Source organism: Streptomyces sp. NPDC054796 (assembly GCF_053611545.1).
In genome coordinates this window covers 1-14498 of record NZ_JBSHAO010000100.1, presented here as the reverse complement: position 1 = coordinate 14498, position 14498 = coordinate 1, and the positions used below count along the sequence as shown (strand labels likewise).

The window sequence follows — 14498 nt, the reverse complement described above, 5'->3', positions numbered from 1 at the left end:
GAGCTGACGTACCGTCAAGCTCCGCCGAGGGGGCCGCCCTTGTCCGGCGCGCCGCCACCCGCCCTCATCGAGGAGGCAGACCGTGGCACCAGAGACCGGCGAGTCAGCGGACCACCCCCGCGCGGAGGCCCGGCCCGGCGCGTCCGGCGCGGACGGCCCACCCCGTACGGGCGCACACCCCCTCGCGGACGAGCGACCCGTCCCGCTCGACGAGTACCCTGTCCACCAGGTGCCCCTGTCCATGCGGCACGTCGCGACGGGCGACCGCAACGCCTACGACCGGTGCATCTTCCAGGTGCTCGACCATACGGGCCGCGCCCTGCTCGTCGCCGGGCTCGGCGTCTACCCCAACACGGGCGTCATCGACGCCTACGCGACCCTCCGCCTCGGGGACCGGCTGCTCGCCGTGCGTGCGTCGGACGCCCTCGGCGAGGACCGGATGAGCCTGGCCGTCGGCCCCTTCCGCATCACTGTCGAGGAGCCGCTGAAGCGCTTCAGGCTCCAGTGCGACCCGGGCGAGGGAAGCGAGGGGCCCGACGGGGGAGGGGAGGGCTCCCTCTCTTACGACCTCACGTGGACCGCCGACTTCCCCGCCGTCTGGGAGCCCCACCACACCCAGCGACGGGGGGACCGCCTCATCCTCGAAGGGCGGCGCTTCGTGCAGGCGGGCCACGTCACCGGGGTCATCAGGGCCGACGGCACCGACCTCCCCGTCACGGCGGAGCAGTGGACGGGCATCCGCGACCGGAGCTGGGGCACCCGCCCGATACCCGGCGAGGAGGGCGGCCGGGCCGCCGAAGAGGCCAGGCCCGAGGGCTTCCACTGGATCTGGAGCCCCGTCCGCTTCGCCGACCGCTTCCTCGTCGTCATCGCACAGGAGGACGCCGACGGCTACCGCACGCTCAACGAGGCGCTGCTCGTGCGCGACGGGCACCGCGACACCCAGCTCGGCTGGCCCCGCACCGAGATCGCCTACCGGCCGGGCACCCGCCACCCCGAGCGCGCCGTCGTCCACCTCGACGCACCTCCGTCCGGTCACGGAAGCAAACCCCTCGAACTCCATGTGGAGACGCTGACCTCTTCGCCCCTCGCCGTCGGCGCGGGCTACCCGCCCGCCGACGACTGGCAGCACGGCACTTGGCGCGGGCGCGGCTGGAACGAGCGCCGCGTCTACGACCTCTCCGACCCCTCGGCCCACCCCCTGTCCGCCTACGGCGTCACCGACCACGCCGCCCGCTTCACCCTCGAAGGCCGCACCGGATACGGGATCTTCGAGCACGGCAGCTTCGGCCGCCACGACCCCAGCGGCTTCACCGGCTACGGCGACACCGCGCCCGGCACACCGGGGAACGCGCCCGGGAACGCGCCGGGGGAGGAGCGGCCATGACCTCCGCGCCCGGCCCCGCGCCCCGCCCCGGCCCCCGCCCCCGCACCACCACCCGCGACCCCGCAGAACTCGCCGAACGCCTCAACGCCTGGCTCGGGGACCGCCTGCCGGGCGCCCGCGTCACCGATCCGGTCGTTCCCGAAAGCAACGGCATGTCGAGCGAGACGGTGCTGTTCGGCCTCGAGCACGCCGAGGCGCCCGTCACCGCCTGCGCCCTCCGGCTCGCCGCCGACCCCGCCGCGTACACCGTCTTCCCCCGCTACGACATGGCCCGCCAGTACCGCACCATGGCCCTCGTCGCCGCGCACAGCGATGTGCCCGTGCCGCGTGTGCTGTGGCTGGAGGAGGACGAACGGCACCTCGGCGCGCCCTTCTTCGTGATGGAGCGGGTGCGGGGCCGCGTACCGCCCGACGTCATGCCCTACACGTACGACGGCAACTGGCTGCACTCGGCCACCGACGCCGAACGCGCCCGCCTCGAAGCCGAGTCGGTCGCGCTCCTCGCCCGCCTCCACGACCAAGTACCCCTACGGGAAGCCGAGTTCCTCGCCGCCGACCCGGGCCCGGCCGCCGGCGCGGACACCGAGGAGGGCGACTCCGAGGAAGCGGGCAGCCCGCTGCGTCACCACGTCGAGGCGCAGCGCGCCTACTACCACTGGGTCGTCGAGGGGCGCCCGCGCTCACCGCTGATCGAGCGCGCCTTCGCCTGGCTGGAGGCCAACTGGCCGGTGGAGGAGGGCGACACGGTGCTGTGCTGGGGCGACGCGCGCATCGGCAACGTCGTCTACGACGGCTTCACACCCGTCGCCGTGCTCGACTGGGAGATGGCGTCCCTGGGACCGCGCGAACTCGACCTCTCCTGGACGGTGTTCCTCCACCGCTTCTTCCAGGACCTGACGGAGTCCACCGGGCAGCGGGGGCTGCCGGACTTCTTGCGCCGCGACGCCGTCGAGGCGCGCTACGCCGAACTCACCGGACACACACCGCGCGCGATGGACTTCCACACCCTCTACGCGGCGCTGCGCCACGCCATCCTGATGCTCCGCATCGCCTACCGGCAGATCCACTTCGGCGAGGCCGTGGCCCCACGGGACCCGGACGACCTGATCATGCACCGGGCCACGCTGGAGGCGATGCTGGAGAACCGCTACTGGTAACCGGGCGCCGTGGTGGCGGGGCAGTGGGACGGCGGGGTCCTGCCCCGCCCCCGTTTCCGCCCCCCGGCTTCCCCGTCCAGTGTCTATCCCGGCTGTACGGTCCGGTCAGGGCGGGCGGCGAGGTCAGCGCGCACGGTCTGGCCCGGCACCCGGATCGGCCGCGCGGAGGGGCCGCCCACGTGCGAGAACGGCTGCTTCCGCCAGTCCAGGCCCTCGGGAAGCGTCAACAGGGCCGCCACGTCCCGCTCCTGGGTCTCCGGCTCCTCGCCGGAGGACACCGCGTCCGCCGCCGCACGCCCGGAACCGGGGCAGACCGTCAGCCCGAACGGGTCCCACCGGGTCGCGCACAGCGCGTGCTCCGGGAGCATCTCCTCCTCCGCCAGCAGCGCGATCGGCTGACCGCAGTCCGGGCAGTTCACGCGGTAGATCTCATAGGTGTCGGCGTCATAGGCGTCGAAGGCCAGGTCATCGCCGTTCTCGGCGTCCTGTTCACTGGCGCGGACCGACTTCACAGTGCGCATGCAATCCCCCTCGGGTGGACCTGCCGGGCAGCTCGCCCCCGGCCACAGCAAGCACTTCCCGCCGTGTCACCCGCATAATCGCGACGCCCCAGCGGACACGGGGGCATCGGTGTGGCCTTGCTCACACACTACGCCCCAGTGCGGCACCCGGGCGATGCCCGCTGTGCCGGAGTGCGCCGGGCACAGTAGGTTGACCTGCTGTGGAGGACTTGGACCGACAGATCGTGGAACTGCTCGTCAAGGACGGGCGGATGAGCTACACCGACCTGGGCAAGGCCACCGGCCTGTCCACATCGGCCGTGCACCAGCGCGTGCGCCGTCTGGAGCAGCGCGGCGTCATCCGCGGCTACGCGGCGCTCGTGGACCCAGAATCGGTGGGCCTGCCGCTCACCGCGTTCATCTCGGTCAAACCCTTCGACCCCAGCGCCCCCGACGACATCGCGGAGCGCCTCGCCGACGTCCCGGAGATCGAGGCGTGCCACAGCGTGGCGGGCGACGAGAACTACATCCTCAAGGTGCGTGTGGCCACGCCCATCGAGCTGGAACACCTCCTGGCCCGCATCCGCTCCCTCTCGGGCGTCTCCACCCGGACGACGGTCGTCCTGTCCACCCCGTACGAGGCACGGCCCCCGCGCATCTGACGCGCGCGCCGGGGTCCGGGGGTCTTGGGAGGCCCGGACGGCCCACCCCGCGGTCCAGGGCCCCGCGCCGGGGCGGGAAACTGTCCCCATGAGCGAGCGCACCGCCCCCGGTCCCCACGAGAGCCGCACCCTCCTGCTGAGGGGCGGCGAGGTCCACAGCCCGGCCGACCCCTTCGCCACCGCGATGGTCGTGGAGGGCGACAGCATCGCCTGGGTGGGCTCCGAGGGCGCCGCCGACTCCTTCGCCGACGGCGTGGACGAGACGGTTCACCTCGACGGCGCACTCGTCACCCCCGCGTTCACGGACGCACATGTGCACACCACGTCCACCGGGCTGGCGCTGACCGGGCTCGACCTCTCCGGCGCGCCCTGCCTCGCTGACGCGCTGGAGCGCGTGCGCGCGCACGCCGAGGCACGCACCGGCGACCGCGTCCTCCTCGGTACGGGCTGGGACGCCGCCGCCTGGCCCGAGCGCCGCCACCCCACCCGCGAGGAGCTGGACCGCGCCACCGGAGGCCGCCCCCTCTACCTCAGCCGCGTCGACGTCCACTCGGCGCTGGCCACCACGGCGCTGCTCGACCTCGTCCCCGGCGTCACCCGACTGGCCGGTTACGAGCCCGAAGGGCCGCTCACCGGCGACGCGCACCACGCCGTGCGCGCCGCCGCCTACGGCACCGTCACCCCAGCCCAGCGCGCCGAGGCCCAGCGCGCGGCGCTGGACCGCGCCGCCTCCCTGGGCATCGGCGCCGTCCACGAGTGCGCGGGCCCCGACATCTCCGGGGAGGACGACTTCGTCTCCCTCCTGGAACTCGCCACGGTGTCCCCTGAGGCGCCAGGGCCCCGCGTGCACGGCTACTGGGCCGAGCAGGTCACGTCGCCCGCCGACGCGGCCCGTATCCGCGCCCTCGGCGCCGTCGGGGCCGCGGGGGACCTCTTCGCCGACGGCTCCCTCGGCTCCCACACGGCACACCTGCACGCCCCCTACGCCGACGCGCCCGGGCACACCGGCAGCGCCCACCTGGACGCCGACGAGATCGCAGCCCACGTCGCCGCCTGCACCGAGGCCGGACTCCAGGCGGGCTTCCACGCCATCGGGGACGCCGCGCTCACCGCCGTGACCGAGGGCGTGCGCGCGGCGGCCGAGAAGGTGGGCCTCGACCGCGTACGCGCTGCCCGGCACCGCGTCGAGCACGCGGAGATGCTGACGGAGACCACCGTCGCCGCCTTCGCCGAGCTGGCCCTCACCGCCTCCGTGCAGCCCGCCTTCGACGCGGCGTGGGGCGGTGACGAGGGCATGTACGCGCAGCGCCTGGGTCGGGAGCGCGCCCGCACCCTCAACCCGTACGCGGCCCTCCTGCGCGCCGGAGTCCCGCTCGCCCTGGGCTCCGACAGCCCCGTCACCCCGCTCGACCCGTGGGGCACCATCCGCGCCGCCGCCTTCCACCGCACCCCCGAGCACCGGATCTCCGTGCGCGGCGCCTTCACCGCGCACACCCGTGGCGGCTGGCGCGCGCTCGGCCGCGACGACGCGGGCGTCCTGGTGCCCGGGGCGCCCGCCGACTACGCGGTGTGGCGCGCCGGGGAACTGGTCGTCCAGACCCCCGACAACCGGGTCGCCAACTGGTCGACCGACCCCCGCTCCGGCACCCCTGGCCTGCCCGATCTCACGCCGGGCGGCCAACTCCCCACCTGCCTGCGGACGGTGGTCGGGGGCAGGACGGTGTACGCGGGGCCGTTCGAGTGACAGTGGGGACTCCCATACCGCCGAACGATGTGCCCTCGGCCTGTCGGACCCCCGTGGGGCACCGCTCACTGACCTGGTGATTTAGCGAAACGACGCAGGTCATACGGCTGTTGACAGGCGGCGCCAGTGGACGGGTAGGTTCGGCCGGGTCCACCACAGGACGTCCGACCGGGAAATTTCCGCGCAGTCGTCGAACGCCGCTGGGCCATGGGGTGGTGCGCCGCACCGGTACACCACCACTGGGAGCCAGGTCCAGCGCCCGCGGCACGGGGGCGGAAGGTTTCGCCCGGTCGGCAGGTGTGACCCGGGTGGGGCCCGGTCGCTCAGTAGACAACGGCTTTCGGTCGACTCGCAGCCAGCGAGTCCCAGGTCGGCCCGAAGGGTGCCGGGCCCCGATCCGCAGAAGGTCACGCGCCGCGTACGCGCCTGCCCGCTCCCGCGCAGGCCCCCACCTGTCGCCCGGCCGCAGGCGTGAACCCCAGGCTTTCCGCACCCCGGGCCCGCGCGGCGCCCCGCGCGTTATACGGTCGCTCCACCACCGCACGACCTGTAGGAAGGCCGCGACCGTGCCATCGGGCTCCGACACCACCGACGCATCCGCTCCAGGCGGCCAGTCCGCGAAGGAGCCGGACACGCCCCGGTCCGCCGCGCCCGAAGGCCGCGAGGGGCACGAGGGCCGCGAGGCCGACGGCGCCCGACCCGCCGACGACGGGGCGAGCCGCGAAACCAGCGGCCCCGCGCGGCAGGAGCCCGGTGCGCCCGTCGCGGGACGGTGGCGGCGCGCGGGCGCGCTCGTGCGGCGCGAGATCCCGCGTACGGCCCTGGCGGCCCTCTCCGGCGTCGCCCTCGCACTGGCCTTCCCGCCGTACGGCGCGTGGCCGCTCTCGCTCGTCTCCGTCGCCGCGCTCGGCCTCCTGGCACGCGGCCGTACGGGCCGTCAGGGCGCCTGGCTCGGGCTCGCGTTCGGGTGGCCCTTCTTCACCGTCCTGCTGAAGTGGCTCCATGTCATCGGCTGGGACGCCGTGTTGGGCCTCGCCTTCCTCCAGGGCCTCTTCCTCGCGGCGCTCGGTGCCGCGCTCGCCGTCACCTCGCGGGTGCGCCTGTGGCCGCTGTGGGGCGCCTGCCTGTGGGTCGCCGAGGAGTGGGCCCGCGACCGCGTGCCCTTCGGCGGCTTCCCCTGGGGACGGCTCGCGTTCGCCAACACCGGCTCGCCCTACACCCCGCTGGCCGCGCTCGGCGGTGCCCCCCTGGTCACCTTCGCCGTCGCGCTGACCGGCACCCTCCTCGCGGCCACCGCCGTCGCCCTCTGGGCGCTGCGCGGACGTGCGGGGGAGCGTCACGCGGGGGAGGGGGCGACGAAGGGGCCGCGCGCTTACGTGCCGGCCGCGGGGTCGCTCGTCCTGGCCGTCGCCGTGACGGCCGCGGGCTACGCCGTACCGGTCCCCACCGAGGCCGACGACCGGGTGGACATCGCCGTGGTCCAGGGCAACGTGGAGCAGCCCGGCATGGACTTCCTCGGCCGCCCCATGAAGATCCTCAACAACCACGTCGAGGAGACCCTGGAGCTGGCCCGGAAGGTCAAGAAGGGCGAGGTGAAGCGCCCGGACCTCGTCATCTGGCCGGAGAATTCCTCCGACCTTGACCCCTACAAGTGGCCCGAAGCGGGCGACCGCATCGACGAGGCGGTCAAGGCCATCGGCGTCCCCGTCCTCGTCGGAGCCCTGGTCGACCACCCGACCAAGGAGGGCTATGTCGAGAACCAGGGCATCGTCTGGGACCCCGAGAAGGGCCCCGGCGCCTCGTACACCAAGCAGCACCCCGTGCCCTTCGGCGAGTACGTGCCCTTCAGGGACCAGCTCAGCAAGGTCATCACGCGGCTCCAGCGCGTCCCCCGCGACTTCTGGCCCGGCGACCACTCCGGCGTCCTCCAGACGGGCCCCGCGCGCCTCGGCGACGTCATCTGCTTCGAGGTCGCCTACGACGAGATCCCCCGCGACACGGTCAACGCGGGCGCCCGCGCCCTCGTCGTCCAGACCAACAACGCCACCTACGGCAACACGGGCCAGCCCGAACAGCAGCTTGTGATGTCCAAGCTGCGGGCCGTCGAGCACGGCAGGGCCGTCGTCACGGCGGCGCCGAGCGGGATCAGCGCGATCGTCTCCCCGGACGGCACCGTCGAGCAGCGCACCCAGGAGTTCACGCGGGACACCCTCACGGGTAGCCTCCCGCTGCGCGACGACACGACGGTCGCCGACCGAGTGGGCGCCCTTCCCGAATGGGTGCTCGCTATGGTGGGCGTCCTGTCCTGCGCCGGGGCCCTGTTCCTCGGCCGCAGGACACGTCGCCGGGCGGCCGGAGGGGCGGACCCGGCAGCGCAGGCGGAGCAGACGACAGAGCAGGCATCAGCGCGGACAGCAGCGGGGCAAGAGGGGCAGCAGCGGTGACGGACGGCGAAGCGCGGGAGTACGGCCCGCTCGGCAAGGCCCTCGTGATCATCCCGACGTACAACGAGGCGGACAACCTCAAGTCGGTCATCGCGCGCGTGCGCACGGCGGTGCCCGAGGTGCACGTGCTGGTGGCCGACGACAACAGCCCCGACGGCACAGGGAAGATCGCGGACGAGATCGCCGCCGACGACGAAGCGGTCCAGGTACTGCACCGCAGCAGCAAGGAGGGCCTCGGCGCCGCCTACATCGCGGGCTTCCGCTGGGGCATCGAGCACGGCTACGGCGTCCTCATCGAGATGGACGCCGACGGCTCCCACCAGCCCGAGGAGATCCCCCGGCTGCTCACCGCGCTCGGCGGCGCCGACCTCGTCATCGGCTCCCGCTGGGTGCCGGGCGGGCGGATCGTCAACTGGCCCAAGTCCCGCGAGTACCTCTCGCGCGGCGCCAGCACCTACTCCCGCTTCCTCCTCGACGTCCCCATGCGCGACATCACGGCGGGCTTCCGCGCCTTCCGCAAGGAGACGCTGGAGAGCATCGGCATAGAGACGGTCGCCTCACAGGGCTACTGCTTCCAGATCGACCTGACCCGGCGCACCGTGCACGCGGGGCTGCGCGTCGTGGAGGTGCCGGTCACCTTCGTCGAGCGCGAGCGCGGCAACTCCAAGATGAGCCGCGACATCGTCGCCGAGGCACTCTGGCGGGTGGCCGCCTGGGGGGTCGAGGGCCGGGTGAAGAAAATCCTCGGCCGCAGGCACACTTGAACCATGACGACCCGCGCACCCTTCCCCTACGAGCCCCCGCCCGAGCAGGACGGCGCCCGCCACCGGCACGGCCAGGGCCCCGGCGCCCCCGGTGAAGGGCGCGAGCCGCGCCCGCGCTCCCGCGCCCGCCGGTTCATCCCGCTGGGCGTCGCGGTGTGGGCACTGCTGGAGATCTGGCTGCTGGTCCTCGTCGGCGAGGCCGCGGGCGGGCTGACGGTGCTGGCCGTGCTGGTCGCGGGCTTCGTCCTCGGCTCCCTCGCGATCAAGCGCGCGGGCCGCCGCGCCTGGCAGAACCTCACCCGCAGCGTGCAGCGCGCCCAGGCGCAGGCCCAGGGCGGCGAGCCGCAGGCCGAGGAGGAAGAGGAGGCCCGCAGGAGCGGGAGCGGGGGCAACGCGCTCGCCATGCTGGGCGGGCTGCTGCTGATGGTCCCCGGGCTGCTCTCCGACGTGGCCGGGCTGCTGTGCCTCTTCCCGCCCACCGCGCGGCTGATGCGGCGTTCGACACAGCGCTATTTCGGCCGCCGTGAGGGCTTCGCTCCGGGCACGCTGGGTGACGCCTACCAGCAGGCGCGCAAGGCCGAGGAGCAGGTCCGCATGCACCGGCCCGACGGCAAGGTCGTCCAGGGTGAGGTCGTCCGGGACGACGACGAGTCCGGGAACCCCTCGGCGGGCCGCTGAGCGCTGAGCCAAGGCCCGGCCGTCCGCCGGACGGGACCGTCGTACGGGACGGGGCACCAGGTGTACGGGGCCGGGGCAGGCAGGACAGCACGAGGGCCTGTGACCACCGGTCGTGGTCACAGGCCCTCGTGCTTGTCTATGGGGCGGTGGACGCCCGTCTCGCCCTCAGGCGGACTTGCGCTTGTTCCCACCACTGTCATCGCGCGGATGCACTGCGAGGTTCATCGTGCCGGAACGCAGTACGGCCAGTCGCTCGGCCAGCACCTCTTCCAGCTCCTCGCGGGTGCGCCGCTCCATGAGCATGTCCCAATGCGTACGCGCGGGCTTGCCCTTCTTTTCCTCCGGCCCCTCGCCGTCCACCAGGAGTGCCTGTGCGCCGCACACCTTGCACTCCCACTCCGGCGGAATCTCGGCCTCTACCGAGAACGGCATCTCAAAACGATGTCCGTTCTGGCATGCGTACTCCACGGCCTGGCGCGGTGCCAGGTCGATACCGCGGTCGGTCTCGTAGCTGGTCACCACGAGTCGCGTGCCGCGAAGAGCTCGCTCACTCATGAATCGTGCCTCCCGGGCTTGTCGCCCACAGGACAGGTGTCGCTGTCGTCGTCATCCAGTCAACGTCCGGTCGGCGGTGAAGATTCCCGTAAAGGGACATGCGTCGCCCGTCGTGCCGCCGCTTCGTCGAATATGCGGTACCCACCAGCGCCCGGTTTGTCACATCTGACAGGAGATGTCACCCAGCGTTCGCATCTCTTTGGCGTGCAGTAACGGTCCATCCGGTGGGCCAAGGAGTTACACTACCGGGCCGCGGGCCCAGGAGCTAAATCCGGTCCGGTGAAGGGTTCCCCACCGCCGCCGCGGCATGCCTCACGGGCACCCTCCACAGGAGCAGGAATCCCAGCACGAAGAAGACCACCAGCGAGATGATCGCCGCGCGGTAGCTGTCCGTGAGCTGGTAGGCGAGGCCGAAGAGCAGCGGGCCCAGCCAGCTCGTGCCGCGGTCGCTCACCTCGTAGAGCGAGAAGTACTCCGCCTCCTTGCCCGCGGGGACGAGCTGCGAGAACAGCGACCTCGACAGCGCCTGGCTGCCGCCCAGCACCAGCCCGATGCCCGCTGCCAGCACGAAGAACCACACGGGGGCCCGCGCGGGCAGGAAGTACCCGGCGCCCACCGTCGCCGTCCACGCCACCAGCGAGCCCAGGATCACGCGCTTGGCGCCGTACCGCTCGGCCAGCCTGCCCATGCCCAGCGCCCCGGCCACCGCCAGGATCTGCACCAGCAGGATCGCGCCGATCAGCGTCGTCTGGTCCAGGCCCAGCTCCTCCGAGCCGTAGACCGACGCCTGGGTGATGACGGTCTGCACCCCGTCGTTGTAGACGAGATAGGCCAGCAGGAACAGCATCGTCAGCGGATAGCGGCGCAGCTCGCGCAGGGTGCGGGCCAACTGGCGCCAGCCGCCGCCGAGCGGGGTGCGCGGGGACTGTCCCGTTCCGGGGGCGGCGGGCCTGTCCCGCAGTCGCAGCAGCGGTACGAGCGTGAAGACGGCCCACCACACACCGGCGGAGGCCAGACAGATCCGTACCGCGACCGACTCGCGCACGCCGAAGGACTCGTGGCCGAGGAACAGGCCCAGGTTGGCGACGAGCACCAGCGCGCCCGAGGCGTAGCCGAAGGCCCAGCCGCGCGAGGAGACGGCGTCCCGCTCCTCGGGCGGTGCGATCTGGGGGAGGAAGGCGTTGTAGATCACCATCGAGACGGCCAGCGACACATTCGCCACGATCAGCAGGAACCCGCCCAGCAGATAGCGGTCGCCGTCCAGGAAGAACATGCCCGCCGTCGCCGCCGCGCCCAGATAGGCGGAGGCCGCCAGGATCGGCTTCTTCCTGCCGCTCCGGTCGGCCACGGCCCCGGCCAGCGGCATCACCAGCACCGACAGCAGCACCGAGGCCGAGACCGCGTACGCGAAGTAGGAACCGGCGCGCACCGGTATGCCCAGGGGGTGGACGAAGCCGTCGGGGCCGGCGGCGGCCTTCGCGACCTCCGTCAGATACGGGCCCAGGAAGACCGTGAGCACGCTGGTGGAGAAGACCGAGACGGCCCAGTCGTAGAAGTACCAGCCGCGCTGCTCCCTGCGGCGCGACTCCCGCGCCTCCCGCGTCTCTCCGTTGGCCCCCTCGCCCCCCTCGGCGCCCTTGCCTCCCGGTTCCGTCACGGCAGCATCCACCCGGCCCCCCAACTCCTCGCCGTACGCCGTCCCACGCGGGGCACGGCGGTCAGCCAGGCCAGGCTCCCCGCTCGGTCAGCACCTCACGCAGCGTTTCCAAGTGATCGGTCATGATGCCATCCACCCCGAGGTCGAGCAGCGCCCGCATCCGCTCGCGGTCGTTCACCGTCCACACGTGCACCTGCATGCCGAGCGCGTGCGCCGCCCTGACGAACGCGCGGTCCACCACCCGTACCCCCGCGTGCCGTTCCGGAACCTGCGCGCACAGGGCGCCGGGCCGCACCGCGCCAGGCAGCCGGAACGCGCGCAGCCGCAGCCCCAGCACCCCACGGGTGCCCAGGGACGTGGCCAGCCGGACGCCGGCCAGCGACGCGGCCCGCGCGACCCTGGCCTCCTCGAAGGAGCCGACGCACACCCGGTCCCAGGCGTCCGTCTCCTCCAGCAGCTCCAGCAGGGGCACGAGCGCGGACTCGGCCTTCACGTCGATGTTCCAGCGCGCCTGCGGGAACGACTCCAGCAGCTCACGCATCAGCGGCACCCGTGCACGCCCCGCGACGCGTGCGCGCCGCACCTCGTCCCAGCGCAGCCGGGCGATCGGGCCGTGCCCGTCCGTCAGCCGGTCCAGGGTGGCGTCGTGGAACGCGACCAACTGGCCGTCGGCCGTGGTGTGGACGTCGGTTTCCAGATAGCGGTAACCGAGGTCGAGGGCGTGCGCGAAGGCTCCGTGTGTGTTCTCCAGCCCCGACGCGGCTCCGCCGCGGTGGGCGAAGGCGAGCGGCGCCGGGCCGGAGAGGAAGGGGTGCCGGGGGTCCGCTGTGCTCATCACCGTCGCAGTATCGCGTGCGCCTCCGGGCCTCCGCGCACCGGATGACGGCCGGGCCCGGCGAGCGGTGGATCTCCCTTTCTGGCGGCAATGACCGGAACCGTGGCACCCTGTGGCCTGGGAAGAGGCCATTCGCATGGCCAATACCGGAAGGGTGGACCGCGAAAATGGCGCAGTGGACCTCGGTCATGGGGGCGACCCGGCTCGCGCGGCTCCTCGGCTCCCAGCGCGCCTCCGGTACGGCGGGGGCGGCGGCGCGTGCGCTCAGTCCCGTGGGGCCGTCCGGGGAGGGCGCGCCGGAGGCGGGCGGGCACGGTTCGGACGGGGGCGCGGGCGCGGAGGCGTCGACGGATGCCGCGTCGTCCGGGGCCGTGTCCTCCGGAGCCGCGCCGTCCGGGTTCGCGCGGGCGGCGGACGAGACGTCCGGGCGCCGGACCCCCGCGTACCGCGCCCTCGCCGACGGCGTGCGCCTCCTCATCCTCGAAGGCCGGGTCCCCGTGGCCACGCGGCTGCCCGCCGAGCGCGAACTCGCCGGTGCGCTCGGCGTCTCCCGTACGACCGTCGCCGCCGCCTTCGAGGCGCTGCGCGCCGACGGCTTCCTGGAGTCACGGCGCGGCAGCGGCAGTTGGACCGCCGTGCCCGCTGGCAACCCGGTGCCCACGCGCGGGCTGGAGCCGCTGCCGCCCGAGGCGGCCGGATCCATGATCGACCTCGGCTGCGCGGCGCTGCCCGCGCCCGAACCGTGGCTGACCCGTTCCTTCCAGGGCGCCCTCGCCGAACTCCCGCCCTACGCGCACACCCACGGCGACTACCCCGCGGGCCTCCCGGCGCTCCGCGAAGCGCTCGCCGACCGCTACACGGCGCGCGGCGTCCCGACCATGCCCGAGCAGATCATGGTCACCACCGGGGCCATGGGCGCCGTCGCCGCGCTGACCCGGCTGCTGACGCCGCGCGGCGAACGCATCGCCGTCGAGCACCCCTCGTACGCGAACGTGCTCCAGCTCCTGCGCGACGCCGGTGCCCGCCTCGTCCCCGTGCCCATGGCGGGCGGCCTCGCGGGCTGGGACCTCACGGCGTGGCGGCAGGTGCTGCGGGACGCGGCGCCCCGGATGGCCTACGTGATCGGTGACTTCCACAACCCCACAGGATCGCTGGCCCCCGACGACCAGCGCCGGGACCTCGTCGCGGCGGCGCGCGCCGCCGGTACGGTGCTCGTCGCCGACGAGACCATGGCCGACCTCGCCTTCGACGAGGAGACCCCGCTGCCGCGGCCCGTCGCCGCCTTCGACTCCGGGGGCTCGACGGTGATCACCGTCGGCTCCGTCAGCAAGTCCATCTGGGCGGGCCTGCGCATCGGCTGGGTACGGGCGGCTCCCGAGGTGATCCGCAGCCTGGTCGCGGCACGCGCCTACGCCGACCTCGGCAGCCCCGTGCTCGAACAGCTCGCCGTCGCCCACATGATGAACGGCGAGGCGTGGGCGGGGGCGGTGGCCGTACGGCGTGAGCGTGCGCGCGGCAACCGTGACGCGCTGGTCGCCGCGCTCCGGGAGCACCTGCCCGACTGGGAGTTCACCGTGCCGCTCGGCGGGCTCACCCTGTGGGCCCGTACCGGTGGTCTTTCCGGGTCGCGGATCGCGGAGGCGGGGGAGCGGTTGGGGGTGCGGGTGCCGTCAGGGCCGCGGTTCGGGGTGGACGGCGCGTTCGAGGGGTACGTCCGGTTGCCGTTCACCATCGCCGACCCCCTCGCCCGCGAGGCGGCGAGCCGCCTCGCCACGGCCGCGGACCTCGTCCGCACGGGTGCGGTGCCTGACGCGAACGTGCCTCGGTCCTACGTGGCGTGACGGCCCCTTCGCGGGGTGCGGAAGGAAACGGGGGTTGCCCGTTCGCCGGGGGTGTTGCGCGGGACGGTTGGCCTGTGTGGTGGGTGCCGTAGGGTCCCGCGCTGGTTTTTGTGCGGCTTCACGGGGGTGGCGTCGTGTGGCTTGGCGGCGTTCTTCGGGTGCGGGTGGGTGGCTTCGGTGCGGTGTGTGGTTGCGGTGCGGTGTGGCTGGCGCCGCGTGGTTGTTGGCTTGTGCTGGTGGTCGTGTGGGGTTGGTGTGTGGTGGGGGTCGGTGC

The 14498-nt window shown here is 73.5% G+C and carries 12 protein-coding genes; 8 read left to right on the top strand and 4 right to left on the bottom strand.

Going from position 1 to position 14498, the window contains the following annotated elements; genetic code table 11:
- The first annotated feature begins 241 nt into the window (after positions 1-241).
- Both ACWGJ2_RS38845 and ACWGJ2_RS38840 read left to right on the top strand, forming a co-directional pair.
- Positions 242-1387, top strand: coding sequence for a hypothetical protein (locus ACWGJ2_RS38845; RefSeq protein WP_453351115.1), 1146 nt, complete (start codon positions 242-244; stop codon positions 1385-1387).
- Positions 1384-2544 (top strand): phosphotransferase family protein, encoded by a 1161-nt coding sequence (locus ACWGJ2_RS38840; RefSeq protein WP_453351114.1) that lies wholly within the window; start codon positions 1384-1386, stop codon positions 2542-2544. Before ACWGJ2_RS38845 ends, ACWGJ2_RS38840 begins: the two co-directional genes overlap by 4 nt.
- 83 nt (positions 2545-2627) lie before the next feature.
- Here ACWGJ2_RS38840 and ACWGJ2_RS38835 read toward each other — a convergent pair whose 3' ends face one another.
- Entirely contained in the window at positions 2628-3065 is a 438-nt protein-coding gene (locus tag ACWGJ2_RS38835) for a hypothetical protein (protein ID WP_453351113.1), read from the bottom strand.
- Between the two features lie 200 nt (positions 3066-3265).
- On the opposite strand from ACWGJ2_RS38835, the gene ACWGJ2_RS38830 reads away from it, so the two are divergent.
- The 5 genes from ACWGJ2_RS38830 (at position 3266) to fxsA (ending at position 9336) form a co-directional block, all read left to right on the top strand.
- The gene (locus ACWGJ2_RS38830; protein ID WP_453351112.1) at positions 3266-3706 is read left to right on the top strand and encodes an Lrp/AsnC family transcriptional regulator; all 441 of its coding nucleotides are present in this window, start codon (positions 3266-3268) and stop codon (positions 3704-3706) included.
- 88 nt (positions 3707-3794) lie between these two features.
- Positions 3795-5450, top strand: coding sequence for an amidohydrolase (locus ACWGJ2_RS38825; RefSeq protein WP_453351111.1), 1656 nt, complete (start codon positions 3795-3797; stop codon positions 5448-5450).
- 566 nt (positions 5451-6016) lie between these two features.
- Positions 6017-7894 (top strand): apolipoprotein N-acyltransferase, encoded by a 1878-nt coding sequence (gene lnt / locus ACWGJ2_RS38820; protein WP_453351110.1) that lies wholly within the window; start codon positions 6017-6019, stop codon positions 7892-7894.
- A complete protein-coding gene (locus tag ACWGJ2_RS38815; RefSeq protein WP_453351109.1) occupies positions 7891-8658 on the top strand; it encodes a polyprenol monophosphomannose synthase in 768 nt (255 codons plus the stop codon). Before lnt ends, ACWGJ2_RS38815 begins: the two co-directional genes overlap by 4 nt.
- A 3-nt stretch (positions 8659-8661) precedes the next feature.
- Positions 8662-9336, top strand: coding sequence for an FxsA family membrane protein (gene fxsA, locus ACWGJ2_RS38810; protein ID WP_453351108.1), 675 nt, complete (start codon positions 8662-8664; stop codon positions 9334-9336).
- 165 nt (positions 9337-9501) lie between these two features.
- On the opposite strand, the gene ACWGJ2_RS38805 is transcribed toward fxsA, so the two are convergent.
- The 3 genes from ACWGJ2_RS38805 to ACWGJ2_RS38795 form a co-directional block, all read right to left on the bottom strand.
- Entirely contained in the window at positions 9502-9891 is a 390-nt protein-coding gene (locus ACWGJ2_RS38805; protein ID WP_453351107.1) for an RNA polymerase-binding protein RbpA, read from the bottom strand.
- 265 nt (positions 9892-10156) lie between these two features.
- Complete coding sequence (locus ACWGJ2_RS38800) at positions 10157-11548, bottom strand: MFS transporter (RefSeq protein ID WP_453351106.1); 1392 nt, start codon at positions 11546-11548, stop codon at positions 10157-10159.
- Positions 11549-11609: 61 nt separating this feature from the next.
- Positions 11610-12383 (bottom strand): glycerophosphodiester phosphodiesterase, encoded by a 774-nt coding sequence (locus tag ACWGJ2_RS38795; protein ID WP_453351105.1) that lies wholly within the window; start codon positions 12381-12383, stop codon positions 11610-11612.
- 167 nt (positions 12384-12550) lie between these two features.
- Between ACWGJ2_RS38795 and yczR the strand changes: the two genes are divergently transcribed.
- Positions 12551-14224 carry a MocR-like transcription factor YczR gene (gene yczR, locus ACWGJ2_RS38790; RefSeq protein WP_453351104.1) on the top strand — a complete coding sequence of 558 codons (1674 nt, stop codon included), beginning with the start codon at positions 12551-12553 and terminating at the stop codon, positions 14222-14224.
- Positions 14225-14498: the final 274 nt, after the last annotated feature.

Excerpts from the sequence above, each read along its gene's own strand:
- ACWGJ2_RS38835 (WP_453351113.1), bottom strand. The coding sequence starts at position 3,065 with ATGCGCACTGTGAAGTCGGTCCGCGCCAGTGAACAGGACGCCGAGAAC.
- ACWGJ2_RS38805 (WP_453351107.1), bottom strand. The coding sequence starts at position 9,891 with ATGAGTGAGCGAGCTCTTCGCGGCACGCGACTCGTGGTGACCAGCTAC.
- ACWGJ2_RS38825 (WP_453351111.1), top strand. The coding sequence starts at position 3,795 with ATGAGCGAGCGCACCGCCCCCGGTCCCCACGAGAGCCGCACCCTCCTG.
- ACWGJ2_RS38845 (WP_453351115.1), top strand. The coding sequence starts at position 242 with ATGCGGCACGTCGCGACGGGCGACCGCAACGCCTACGACCGGTGCATC.
- fxsA (WP_453351108.1), top strand. The coding sequence starts at position 8,662 with ATGACGACCCGCGCACCCTTCCCCTACGAGCCCCCGCCCGAGCAGGAC.
- ACWGJ2_RS38795 (WP_453351105.1), bottom strand. The coding sequence starts at position 12,383 with ATGAGCACAGCGGACCCCCGGCACCCCTTCCTCTCCGGCCCGGCGCCG.
- yczR (WP_453351104.1), top strand. The coding sequence starts at position 12,551 with ATGGCGCAGTGGACCTCGGTCATGGGGGCGACCCGGCTCGCGCGGCTC.
- ACWGJ2_RS38840 (WP_453351114.1), top strand. The coding sequence starts at position 1,384 with ATGACCTCCGCGCCCGGCCCCGCGCCCCGCCCCGGCCCCCGCCCCCGC.